Source organism: Psychrobacter sp. 1U2, from assembly GCF_051847575.1.
The window spans coordinates 1-13,554 of sequence record NZ_JBPYDC010000029.1; the positions used below are offsets into that span (position 1 = coordinate 1).

A 13,554-nucleotide genomic window follows, 5' to 3' on the forward strand; every position below is an offset into this window, starting at 1 on the left:
TATCTATGAAGGTAATGGTGCTCAAGGTACTTATGGCGCTGAGAAAAACCAAGCTCCTGAGCCAGAGCCAGAGCCAGAGCCAGAATATACATCAGGATCAGCGACAACTGAGTCGGGTGCACAATCATTAAACATTGTTGCTGGACCTCTTGGAGTATTCAACACAACGACACGTGATTTTGCAGTTACTGACGATTCAATAGAAGCAAGAGCTGATACAGCTTCAGATGAAGTTCTTCCTGCAGTTACAGTGACTACTTCAGGTGATAATGACACTGACCTTGATAATGATTTCAAGTCTTATACAGGAAGTGCCGAGATTCCTACCGCTTTAGGAAACTTACCTCTCACTTATACCTCGGTTTATAAAGACTTCGGTGAAGCTATGCGTATAGGTCACATCAATGGAGCGGCTACTTTAGGGGTAAGTCAACTTCCAGTAGACGGTGTAGTAGTTACAGGTAATGCCACCAATACATTACCTACAGATGGTAGCGTTGCTTACAATGGTGATGCAACCTATCGTGAGCTTGGTTTAAATCAAACTATAGAATATGGTAGTTCTGCATTCACTGCGGACTTTGCCGCTAAAACAGTTAACGGTAACTTAACATTCAATCAAGCAGGAAATATAGCTATCGCAGGAGATATTACTGGAAGTCAGTTTGCTGGCACTAGTGGTGCTTATAGTACTGAAGGCGGGTTTTATGGTGATGATGCTAAGTACTTAGGCGGTATTTATTCTAGTGATACGGCCCAAGGTACATATGGTGCTGAAAAGCAGTAAGTAAACCTAAAAGTTTATAATAAAAAAGAGCGCCTTCGGGCGCTTTTTTTTGCGATTTTAGTTTACTTAAGTAAGGCTATCGAAGGTTAGATTATTAATGAGATAAAATAGAAATTAATCTATTTAGAAGACTTTAAACCTACAATCTATAGGTTTGTTTTTATAAATAGAAAGTATTTTAATGAGTATTTATATTTAATATGTAAATTATAAAGTAGCTATCTTACTAATTTATATAAATTTTTCAGTTTACAACTGTACCTTTATTAATTAACTCTATTTATCTAAAAACAATTAATTAAAAAATATTAAATTATACTGTTAGTGCATTATTAAAAGTTGACATCCAATATTTTTTTTGGTTATCTATATGGGCTTATCAATAAATGTTAAGTAATTAAGTAATGGAATACTTTTTTTAAACCATGGAGAGATTTATGTCCCCAATTATGCCTAATAGTTTTTCTGACTATTCTTCAAAAACTCTTAAAACTCCGTTAAAAGCTAGTGTTATTCTTTTAACAGCAGTAATTCTAGCTTCGTGTTCATCTGATGGGAGTGACAGTAATACTACTAATGACAGCACTCCGATCATTAAACCTACTCCAGATAATGGGGGCGAAAGTAATGACGGTGAAGATAGCGGTAACGAAGGAAGTGGCGGTGAAGGTAGTGGTACTGGCGGTGAAGGAGGTGGTAGCGAAACCGCCGCAGAAAAAGCTATAAGAGAAGCCCAAGAGGCAAAAGCTGAAGCGGAGGCAAAAGCTAAAAAAGCAGAAGCCAAAGCAAAAGCCGCTGAGGAAGCTAAAGCTAAAGCAGAAGAGGCTTCAAAAGCTGAAATAGCTGCAGCAGAAAAAGCTGCTCAGGAAGCTAAAGATAAAGCTGCTAAAGCTGCTGCTGAAGCGAAAGCGGCTAAAGATCGGGCTGAAGCTGCTGAAGCAAAAGCAAAAGCGGAGGCAGCGAAAGCCTCAGCTGCGGCTGAAGCAAAGGCAGCAGCAGAAGTAGCTATTAAGGATGCAGAAGAGGCCAAGGCTAAAGCGATAAAAGCTAAGAACGACGCTATCAAAGCCAAAGAAGAAGCTCTTCAAGCTCAAAAAGAAGCCGAAGACGCTTTAGCTGCAGGGGGCGGTGGAAGTTCAGAAGCGCTACAAGCGGAAGCAGATCGCAAAGCTAAATTAGCGAAAGAAGCACAAGCGCAAGCTGAAAGCACCGCACAAGCTGCACAAGCTGCCATTGCTGCCGCAGAAGCTAAAGCTGCTGCCGCCACAAAAGCGGCTAAAGATTCAGCAGAAGCGCTAGCAGCAGCCCAGATTAAGAATGCACCTGAAGCTAAAAAATCTGGTGTGCAATCTTTAAGCATTGATGCTAAGCCATTAAATAAAGTTTTCGAAACGACTACAAGAGATTTCAATATTACCGATAATGGTGTTGAAGCTCGAGCTGATGTTGCTTCAGATGGCTTATTACCAGTTGTTAATGTGACTACATCTAGTAAAAACGATAAAAGTTTACAGAATGGCTTCAAATCTCACGAAGATAATAGTGAAATAAAAACAAGTCTTGGTGTTTTACCTCTAACCTATACCTCAGTTTATAAAGACTATGAGGACGAAATGCGCATCGGTCATATTGATGGTGCGGCCGCTCTTGGCACTACTCAACTACCAGTAGACGGTGTGGCAGTAGTCGGAAATGCAACTAAAGCTGAAAACATGCCAACCGAAGGTACTGTTGACTATACAGGGGATGCTACCTATCGTAAGCTTGGTTTAGACAATAACATCGAATTTGGTAAATCAGCCTTTACCGCCGACTTTGTCGCGAAGAACTTAAAAGGTAATCTAACCTTTGATAAAGCGGGTAAAATTGGTCTTACATCTGCTATCAACGGTAACCAATTTTCAGGCACTGCTGCTGACAATGCAGGTTACAACACCGAAGGTGGCTTCTTTGGCGGTGATGCCCAGTATCTAGGCGGTGTCTACGAAGGTAATGGCGCCCAAGGTACTTATGGGTCTAAGAGTGATAAACAAACCGCTGCTGAACAAGCTGCAGCAAACGCGCAGGCACAAGCCGCTGCAGCTAATAAAGCACTGAAAGACGCTCAAGCGCAAGCTGCTGCTTCAACTGCTGCTGCCAATAAAGCTAAAGAAGATGCTGCTAAAGCGCAAGCTGCTGCCGCTAAAGCTCAGGAAGCCGCAGATAATGCAGGTAATAGTGAAGCCGCATTAGAAGATGCATTAGCTCGCGCAGCTGCCGCAGAAGCTGCCGAAGCTGCTGCCTTAAAAGCTGCAACGACAGCAGAAACTGCAAGAAAGGCTGCCGAAAACGCTAAAAACGCTGCACTGCAAGCCGCACAAGCTGCACAAAATGCTGCAGACAAAGCGATTGGAGAAGCTAAAGCAGAGGCAAGCAAAAAAGTAGCCGAAGCCAATAAACAAGCAGTCGATGCACAAGCTCAAGCTGCTGCGGCTGAAAAAGAAGCTACAGAGGCTAAAGCAGCCGAAGCGAAAGCCAAAGCTGACGCTATCACCGCTAAAGCGCAAGCCGACACAGCGATCGCGGACGCTAATGCCAAAGCAGATCAGGCCAATCAACAAGCGAGTGCAGCCCAAGCATTAGCGCAAGCTGAAAAAGAAAGGGCTGACGCTGCACAATTAGAAGCGAATAAAGCTAAAGATGAGCTAGCGGATGCAGAGTCTGATTTAGCCGCAGCAGAAAAAGCTTTAGAAGAGGCACTAGCCTCAGGGGGTAGCACAGAAGCCCTACAAGCAGAAGTCGATCGTCGTCAAGCGGCACTTGACGCGGCAAATGACAAAGTTACGGCAGCCCAGCAAGCACAAGCTGACGCTATCGCCGCCGCCGAAGCTCAAGTTGCAACCGCGAATCAAGCTACGCAAGCGGCCGAGGATGCCCTAACGGCAGCTCAGATCAAGAATGCGTCAGAAACTAAGAAAACTGGTGTACAGTCCATAAATATCGATCCTTCAGGCGCAGGTGTGCCAGTAGTATTTAAGACAACTACCCGTGACTTTGAAATAAATGAAGATGGTAGTGTTGTAGACGCTCGTGCCGATATGGCCTCTGTAACATCACCCGATCAACCAGGGCTATTACCAGCAGTTCCCGTTACTATATCAGGAGCAAATGATACTAATGTTCAAAATGGTTTCCAAGCGCATGAAGATAGCACAGATATCACAACGAATCTTGGCGTTTTGCCACTGACTTATACCTCAACGTATAAGGACTTTGGCGATGACATGCGTATCGGCCATATTGATGGTGCAGCAGCCCTTGGCGATAGTCAATTACCTGTCAATGGGGTAGCAGTCATTGGTAACGCTACGCAAGCCGCTAACATGCCAAATGAAGGTAAAGTAAACTATAGTGGCGATGCCACCTATCGTCAGCTAGGTTTAGACAATGACATCGAGTTTGGTCAATCAGCGTTTACCGCCGACTTTGTCGCCAAAAACTTAACAGGTGATTTAACTTTTAGTGACAAAAACATCGGTTTAGAAGCTAGTATCAACGGTAACCAGTTCTCAGGTAGCAAAGACGGTTACAATGCTGATGGTGGATTCTTTGGCGGCGATGCTCAGTACTTAGGTGGTGTCTACGAAGGTAATGGCGCTCAAGGTACTTATGGTGCTAAGAGCGACAAGCAAACCGCCGCTGAACAAGCTGCAGCAAATGCCCAAGCTCAAGCCGACGCTGCTAATAAAGCACTGACAGCAGTTCAAGCCCAAGCCGCTGCCGCACAAGCTGCTGCTAATAAAGCGCAAGCGGACGCTGTTAAAGCACAGGAAGCACTACAACGAGCAGAGGATGCCTTAGCAAATGGTGGCAATGGTGAAGATCAACTCGCCGCCGCCTTAGAACGTGCCGCCGCAGCCGAAGCTGCCGAAGACGCTGCTCTAGAAGCCGCAACGACAGCAGAAGCCGCAAGACTAGCCGCTGAGACTGCCAGAGCAGCAGCAGAAGAGGCTGTGATCCAAGCCGAAGCAGCAGCCGAAGCCGCCATTGGAGATGCTAAAGCAGAAGCAGCCCAAAAAGTAGCTGCAGCTAAACAACAAGCAGCCGATGCTGAACAAGCAAAGCTAGAAGCCAATGCACGTGCTGAGGCAGCTGAGCAAGCTAAGTTAGACGCCGAAGCTAGAGCCAAAGCGGCAGAAGATGCCTTAGCGGCCGCACAGGAATTGCCACCCGCACCAACCAACCCTGTAGTAGCTGCAAACACAACTATTAGCGGGTTCCAAAATACCATTTCAGATAGTAATGGCGCTATTATTAACAATAACTCTGCTGACTACGATAAGCTTAAAGTTAATTTAGTGGCAACTGGCAATGATCGTTACGATTCAGGTACGACCACTGACTTTAAGGTACGAGATGCAAGTGATGAGGATTATGGAGAAGGATTTAAAAAGAGTTCTCTATATTCGTTGCCAGCAGGGTATTTGAACAGACGTTTTAAATATACTTCAGTTTATAAGAACTATGATGATCAGATGCAGGTTGGTCATTTATACGGCGATCTCAAAACCACAAATAACGGTATTCGATTAGATACCTTGTCTAATACTTATGTGCAAGGTAACAGTACAGATAATACCGATATGCAGTATATGAAGGAGTTATCACAGTACAATATTGATAACGGCATCAATGATGGTAAGGTTGGTTATAAAGGTGATGCTAGTTATCTGAGTAACGCCAGTATTATTGGTAGTAATCCAACGATAGGGACGTCAGAGTTTGCAGTTGATTTTGTTGATGGTCAAGTCGATGGTACTCTGTCGTTTGAGGGTACTAGTGTTAGTGAGAAGGTTATCAAGGCTGAGGTTAATGGTAGTAGCTTTGCTGGCAACTGGAATGGAGTGGATACTAAAGGGGGATTCTTTGGTGAAGATGCAGGCTTATTAGGTGGTGTCTATCAGGTTTCAGGAGGTAAGGGAACTTACGGCGCAACCAAAGTTGATCCGGGCGCAGCTCCAGATCCAGTAGAGTCTAAAATGACTGGCTTTCAGTCTACAGCTCTAAGTAGCAAAGAGAAAACACTACCCTTTGGTTTAGGCCAGTTAGATAACGCTATTGGTTATGTAGAGATTCGTGATGATAAGTCTGATTGGACTGAACTAAAAACAGAAAATGGTTCTCAAGTGCCAGTAGATAACCGCGAAGGGAACAATTTCAACAGCTTCAATAGCGGTGTTGTTCGCGCAGACATGGTTAAACCCGATAGTGTCTTACAGCCAATCAACGTGTCTTTAAACAATAGTGGCTCAGTGACCGTAGATGCAGGTAAAGGGGGACAAAATCCAACCTTTAACTACAGCTCTGTGTACGAAAACTTTGATTCACAGATGCAAGTGGGACATGTGTATGGTAATTTTGACTCATTGGCTGGTGAGGTGTCACGGGCAGCTAACGTTTATGTAGAAGGCTATTTAACTTCTCAATACGGTATGGATAACCTAAAGACCGTTGGCGATGGTACCGCTCAGTACACTGGTATGGCGACTTATATTGAAAACATCCATTTAGCCGATAATGCTTCTACAGCTCCAGTTGAGGGTAGATCCGCATTCGATGTTGACTTCGTCAATGGCTCAGTAGATGGTACTTTATCGTTTGATGCAGATAGCTATAAGTACATGCCAGCGGGTAACGAAATCGGTATTTCAGCGACGATTGATGGCAACACCTTTGCTGGCAACGTCAACGGTATCGATACTGCCGGTGGTTTCTATGGTGAAGAAGGTAAATTCCTAGGTGGTATCTATCAAGATGCCTCTGACCAAGGTGGTAAAGGTACTATTGCTGGAACAGGTACTACCTTCCAAGGTACCTTTGGCGCTGAAAAAGTAGCTAAATAATCTAAAGTATTAGCGGTACGAGAAAAGCGCCCTAGAGCGCTTTTCTTTTTTAAATGATTATCTAAGAATTAATTGTTTACTATGAATAGTTAATTGTTAGATGGTTTTTAGCAAGAGCTATCGCAACTAAGCGATAAGATAAATATTGCCGAAGCTAATAGAGTTTTTAAAAGTGCCTCTATTAGCAAAAATCAATAGGGAGGTCTGACTACATAGCACAAAGAATAAAGCATTTTAGAGCGCTTTATTCTCGCTTAAATCGCTTAAATCGCTTAGGATAATTAGGTTTCGAATTTTTAACATCGTAATTTGGTAAGGACACCTATGAACAATCAGTACTTATTTAAGCCTTTAACCGCAGCTGTCATACTCACTATGATGAGCTTTTCGGCATCGACTATAGCTGCAGAGCCAGAGCTTGATTTGAACCAACCGGCAAATGACCAAGCCACCGAATTGCTCAAGCGTGAGAGTCAAAATGCTTTATCAGATCCTACCGTCCCTTCTACGGTAATCTCAAGCGAAGAGGCGCAACAATCGATTGCCAGTCGTCAGCAATTAGCAGCAGCGTCCTCCTATAACCTAGAAGCGCTAAAAGCAGATCCAGCAAGATTCAGTCAGTTTTTAAATACTGCTTTGGCCGCGCAAGATATGGCAACTGTCAAAGCCTTACTCCCGCACTATAAAGCTCTGCCGGTGAATGATCCTATGCTGATTAACTTTGCAGATGCGCTAGTTTATCGTAGCGAAGCCAAGAATAAGCAGGCTATTGCTATCTATAAGCAAATGCTAGCAGCCGATCCGGACTTTCATCCGGTGCGCTTAAATATGGCGCTAGCGCTACAAGCGGATAAACAATATGCGGCGGCAAAAGATCAGTACACCAAGCTTCAAGCTGTGGATCTGCCCGCGCCAGTTATGGCCCGAGTGCAGAATTCCTTGAACCAGATTAATAGACTAGAGAAATGGCGCTTTGATGCTTCTGTCAGTTATGTCCGAGATGATAATATCAATGACGCGCCTTCAAAAAGCCTTTCTTTAGGTGGATTAAATACACCTGAGCAAAAATCAGCTAATGGCCTGCAAGGTTATGTTAGTGCTAATAAACGCTTTAATTTACCAGACAACTTTTATACCACAGTCGGCGGTAATGCTTCCTTAAAAGGCTATTGGGATGAGAGTGATTATAACGATTATCTTTTTACCGCCTCTGCTGGAGTAGGTTATGATGATGCCAAAAATGATGTTTCTCTCACACCGTTTGTGACCAAGCGCTACTATGATGAGAGCGAGTATAGTTTGAGAAAAGGCGCGACGCTGAGTGGCTCTCGTTGGGTAAAGCCAAAATTAAAACTATCGGCAACCGGTATCTTATCCAAAGAAACCTTTGAAGATGATGCAAACTCTAACCGCGAAACCGATGGACGCTTCTTAGGCTTAAATGCTTTTTATATTAAAGACGCCAAAGAGTACTTTTATGGTGGCCTAGGTAATTATCGCAATGATGTACCTAAGTCTAGTATCATTAGCTACGATCGTAATTCAGTGAATGTAGGGTGGGGACGAGAATGGAAGCGCGGTATCTCAACGCTAGCGACTGCAGGTTATGCGGTCAAAGAGTATGATGATCCTGCAGATGCGTTATCAGGAAATGGCTTAAAAGGGTACTATAATGCCATTGGCGGTGAGCTTGGTTCACAACGAGAAGATAAAACCACTTCGTTAGGCTTACAAGTATGGAAACGCGACTTCACTCTGTATGGCCTGACGCCAAGACTAGTGTTTGATTATGATAAAACATCAAGTAATTTTGACTATTATGATGATCGTGATGAAAAAACGGCAACGATACTATTAACCAAGACTTTTTAGATCTTTTAAAGCTTATTACTAACCAAACAAAACCCTCGCTATTATTAAATAGCGAGGGTTATTTTTATATTAAGATAAAGACTAAGCGTTACGGTTATTTATGTAGATTAAGCTCCATCTCTTTGAAGGTAGCGCTAACCGAAGGCTTAGGACCACCAGTCATCATACTGACCGCAAAGATAGCAATAGTGCTTAAGATAAAGCCAGGAACAATAGCGTATAACCAGCTATTAAGCGCCATACCATTCATCTCGAACGGACCATAGATCCATAATATTACCGTTAAGGCCCCAACGACCATACCAGCGACAGCGCCGTTACGGTTCATACCGCGCCAGATTAAGCTGAAGATAACTAGAGGTCCAAAGGCTGCTCCGAAGCCTGCCCAAGCGTTAGACACTAGGTTAAGCACTGAGCTATCAGGATCTGATGCTAACATAATAGAAACGACAGCAACGGCTATCACAGAGAGACGACCGACTAACACTTGGCGCGACTCTGGCGCTTCTTTATCCAAGAATAGCTTATAAACATCTTTAGTCAACGAGCTTGATACCACTAACAGCTGCGAGGAGATGGTACTCATAATAGCGGCTAAGATAGCTGCTAATAAGAAGCCTGAAACCAGCGGTGTAAATAAGAACTGGGTAAATACTAAAAAGATGGTCTCAGGATCATCTAAGGTCATCGCCGTTCTTTGAACATAAGCACGACCCGCAAAACCAGTCATCAAAGAACCAATCAAACTAATCACCATCCAGCTCATACCGATGTTACGCGCAGTTGGTACATCTTTGACCGAGCGTATCGCCATAAAGCGGACGATGATATGCGGCTGACCGAAATAGCCTAAGCCCCATGCGAGTAAAGAGACGATACCGAGGAAAGTCATGCCGCTAAAGACGTTCAGTAGGTTAGGATCAATGTTTCCTACAATCTGTGTGGCATTAGAAACCCCGCCCAAATCGGTAAAGGCAACAATAGGCACGATAACCATAGCAAATAGCATGATCACGCCTTGTACAAAGTCAGTCATTGAGACCGCTAAGAAACCACCGAATAGCGTATAAGCGACAACCACCCCAGCGGTAACCCAAAGACCCATACCATAAGATAAGTTCAATGAACTTTCGAACAGTTTGCCGCCGCCCACTAAGCTGGCCGCCGTATAAACCGTGAAGAAGAGAATAATTACGATCGCTGAGAAAACCCGCAACAGATGCGACTTGTCCTCAAAACGGTTGGCAAAATAATCGGGAAGGGTAATAGCGTTACCCGCCACTTCGGTATAAACCCGTAGACGCGGCGCGACGATGATATAGTTCAGTAGGGCACCTAAAGTCAAACCTAGCGCAATCCAAACACTAACGACGCCGTCAGCATACATATAGCCGGGTAAGCCGAGGAGCAACCAACCAGACATATCGGAGGCACCAGCGGACAATGCTGTTACGGCAGGGCCTAAACTACGACCGCCCAGCATATAACCTTCGGTGTCATTGGCTTGCTTAAAGTAAGCATAAATACCGATACCGATCATTACTAAAAAATAGGCGCCAAGCGAGATGAGGACGCCACTCGAAACTCCATTCATTTAAACAGTCCTTAACCAACAGTGTTGGCTGTTATTATAATTCGCTATCGAGATACAAAATAAAAACTCGGTACAAAAAGTGATATCTAAAAACAATAAAAGCCATTAGATATCTCGTAATGGCTTTGCACTTATTAACTTTACATTTATCAATAAGTGATTACTTTTGACTTTACAGGATTGATATAATCACTTGTTGGCTACAAGTTCACATCAGTAGATGAAAAATGAGTAGCTTTTAAATCATTCTAGTGAAGGATATCAATCGTTTAAAACCGTCAGTTTTACCATACGTTTATCGATATAAATATGAAAGCAGAGAATCAACATTCACTTTCAGTTGTATGAGTTATCTCACTCACAAACATAAATGAAACTGGCTGCCAATCATGCTGTTTTCAATGATTACTTTTAATACTTAAGCGTACCTTGAATCAATAGCACTTCAAGTTGATGATATTGTCAGCTACTGCTAACTTTATTGTTAATCGCTAAACCAGTCAGCATTAGCTATAAGTAGATCAGTTAAAAACCTTACGTCAGTAATGCTATAGCATTAATTAAGATTGCTTGATTATCACTGAAGTAACGGTATGTTAAAATTTCATACGAAATAATTATAACGTATCGCAATATCAATTACTAATCATAGATTACGAGTTACTCGCTTCACGCAAGTGGTTGTAATCATTGCAAACCATAAAATAACTATAAAAAAAACGTGACCTTTGGGATCACGTTTGCGTATTTGTTACGTTTATATTACTAACGGTATCATGAATTAATCAATCGGTGCAAGTAGCTCTAATAGCGCCTCGACACTACTAGAGCGCGTTAGTTTTGGGTTGATAACTACACCCAAGTAGCGTTGCAGCTCGATATTGTCCGCCATGTTAATACGCTCTAAGTCTTGACTTATTAGGGTTTGCGGCAGTACCGACCAACCTAATCCTACAGAGACGAGCATACGAATAGACTCGAGCGGATTGGTGCTCATAGTGGCATACGGCTTGAGATTATGTTTGGCAAATTCAGCCAAAGTGATTTGACTGGTAAAGGTATTAGCAGAGGGCAAAATAGCTGGATAATGCGCTAGCTGCTCTAAGGTGACGTTGGTCTTTTTGGCTAAAGGCGACAGAGTACCAGTCATAAAGTACAGCGGATCTGACCATAAAGTATGATAAGTCAGGCGTTTGTCATAGACAGGCGGTAGGGTTAAGAAGGCCAGTGACAAATTACCATCGAGAACGGCTTTGTGCGCCTCCTCAGAATCGACGAAATGCACTTCTAATTGGACCGCCGGATAACTTTGAATGAAATGCTTGAGCACTGGCGCTAAGTGATGCAGGCCAATATGATGGCTAGTACCAATCACAAGTTTGCCTGAGACGACTTGTTCTGAGTGCTGTAGATTGATTTTAAAGTTATCGTAATCATCGAGCCAACGTCTGGCATGAGGCAGCATCTCATTCGCGGCTTGTGTGGGCACGATACCGCGGCCTACAGTGTCAAATAGAGTGATATTGAATTCGTCTTCTAAGTTTTTGATACGTTTGCTCACGGCAGGCTGGGTGATGAACAGCTTTTCTGCTGCTCCTGAGATACTGCCTGTTTGCATAACGGTGACAAACGTTGTCAAATTGGTGGTATTCAAACCGATATCCTTAGCTATATGTAGAGCTATAATTAAAAGTTGGCTAACCCAATCATAATTTATTAGAAATATAAGTTTGGGAACAGATAAAAATCATCAATTATTATTATAGGATTAGGCTGTTATAATCACAAGAGATGAACCCACTTTTTAACACTTTTACTTTGTTATTTTTGTTAATTATTAAATTTAGCAAATAAATAGTTATTAGTTAAAAAGACTAAGGCGTTATCAATTTAACTTATAAGGTATAATTAAGATATTAGCGTTCAGTATAGACGCTTACTAATTGAAGCTCAGTTTAAAGCTTAGTAACCGAAAAAGGATAGCTACATGGCCGCTCAAACATTATACGACAAACTTTGGAATGCTCACGAAGTCAGTAAGCGTGATGATGGTTCTAGCCTTATTTATATCGACCGTCATCTACTGCATGAAGTGACTAGCCCGCAAGCTTTTGAGGGCTTAGAGCTTGCCAATAGAGCGCCGTGGCGTCTGTCGGCCAATATCGCTAGCCCAGACCATAACGTCCCGACTGTGACTAAAGAGCGTTTAGAAGGCGTAGAAGGTATTAAGGATAAAGTATCGCGCCTGCAAGTGGTCACGCTCGATGACAACTGCGCTAAGTTCAATATTGCTGAATTCACTATCAATGATGCGCGTCAAGGTATCTTACACGTGGTGGGTCCTGAGCAAGGTCTCGTTTTGCCGGGCATGACTGTGGTATGCGGGGATTCACATACGGCTACTCACGGTGCGCTTGGCTGCTTAGCACATGGTATCGGCACCTCTGAAGTTGAGCATGTCTTAGCGACGCAATGCTTGATTACCAAAAAAATGAAAAACATGCAGATACGTGTCACCGGTGAGCTTGGAGCAGGAGTCACCGCAAAAGATGTCGTGCTAGCGATTATCGCTAAGATCGGTACCGCCGGCGGCAATGGTCACGCCATCGAGTTTGCCGGTCAAGTCTTTGAAGAGATGAGCATGGAGGGCCGGATGACGGTCTGTAACATGGCGATTGAAGCGGGCGCGCGCGTTGGTATGGTAGCAGTCGATGACACCACTATCGATTATGTCAAAGGTCGCCCTTATGCGCCAACTGGTGAGCAGTGGCAGCAAGCAGAAAGCTACTGGCGCACCTTATATTCAGAGGCTGACGCGGTGTTTGATACCGTTGTTGAGATGGATGGTAGCCAGATTGCCCCGCAAGTCTCTTGGGGGACTTCCCCTGAGATGGTCGTCGATATCACTCAATCTATTCCGACGCCAGAGCAAGCAGCAGATGCCACCCAAGAAGAAGGCTGGATGCGCGCTTATACTTATATGGGTCTTGAGGCAGGTCAGCCGATCACTGATATTCAGCTCGATCGTATCTTTATTGGCTCTTGTACCAACTCGCGTATCGAAGATTTGCGTGATGCCGCTGCGGTGATTAAAGGCCGTAAAGTCGCTAACACGGTTAAAGAAGCGATCGTGGTGGCTGGCTCCGGGCAAGTCAAATTGCAGGCCGAAGCCGAGGGTTTAGATACTTTATTTACTGACGCAGGCTTTGAGTGGCGCGAGCCTGGTTGCTCGATGTGTTTGGCGATGAATGCCGATAAGCTTGAGCCGGGGGAGCACTGCGCATCGACCTCTAACCGTAACTTTGAGGGGCGCCAGGGTAATGGTGGGCGCACGCATCTAGTCAGTCCGGCAATGGCGACAGCGGCAGCATTAGCCGGTCACTTTGTCGATGTGCGTACATTTTAGAAGAGAATAGTTG

Annotated in this window: 6 protein-coding genes; 4 read left to right on the forward strand and 2 right to left on the reverse strand. The window is 43.9% G+C overall.

Annotated features, from left to right (window positions below):
* From ACS8FD_RS11585 to ACS8FD_RS11595, 3 genes are all read left to right on the forward strand, one after another.
* Positions 1-787: transferrin-binding protein-like solute binding protein (locus tag ACS8FD_RS11585; protein WP_439275999.1), on the forward strand; the 787-nt coding region annotated here is incomplete at its 5' end.
* A 437-nt stretch (positions 788-1,224) separates the two neighbouring features.
* Complete coding sequence (locus ACS8FD_RS11590) at positions 1,225-6,669, forward strand: transferrin-binding protein-like solute binding protein (protein ID WP_439276000.1); 5,445 nt, start codon at positions 1,225-1,227, stop codon at positions 6,667-6,669.
* Positions 6,670-6,993: 324 nt separating this feature from the next.
* A complete protein-coding gene (locus tag ACS8FD_RS11595; RefSeq protein ID WP_439276001.1) occupies positions 6,994-8,541 on the forward strand; it encodes a surface lipoprotein assembly modifier in 1,548 nt (515 codons plus the stop codon).
* A 94-nt stretch (positions 8,542-8,635) separates the two neighbouring features.
* Here the strand turns inward: ACS8FD_RS11595 and putP are convergent, their stop codons facing one another.
* Positions 8,636-10,135: a sodium/proline symporter PutP gene (gene putP / locus ACS8FD_RS11600; protein ID WP_439276002.1), complete on the reverse strand. Its 1,500-nt coding sequence runs from the start codon at positions 10,133-10,135 to the stop codon at positions 8,636-8,638.
* A gap of 781 nt (positions 10,136-10,916) precedes the next feature.
* Positions 10,917-11,789, reverse strand: a complete 873-nt coding sequence (locus ACS8FD_RS11605) for a LysR family transcriptional regulator (protein ID WP_439243838.1) — start codon at positions 11,787-11,789, stop codon at positions 10,917-10,919.
* Positions 11,790-12,122: 333 nt separating this feature from the next.
* Between ACS8FD_RS11605 and leuC the strand changes: the two genes are divergently transcribed.
* Complete coding sequence (gene leuC, locus ACS8FD_RS11610) at positions 12,123-13,541, forward strand: 3-isopropylmalate dehydratase large subunit (protein WP_439276003.1); 1,419 nt, start codon at positions 12,123-12,125, stop codon at positions 13,539-13,541.
* The last annotated feature ends 13 nt before the right edge of the window (positions 13,542-13,554 follow it).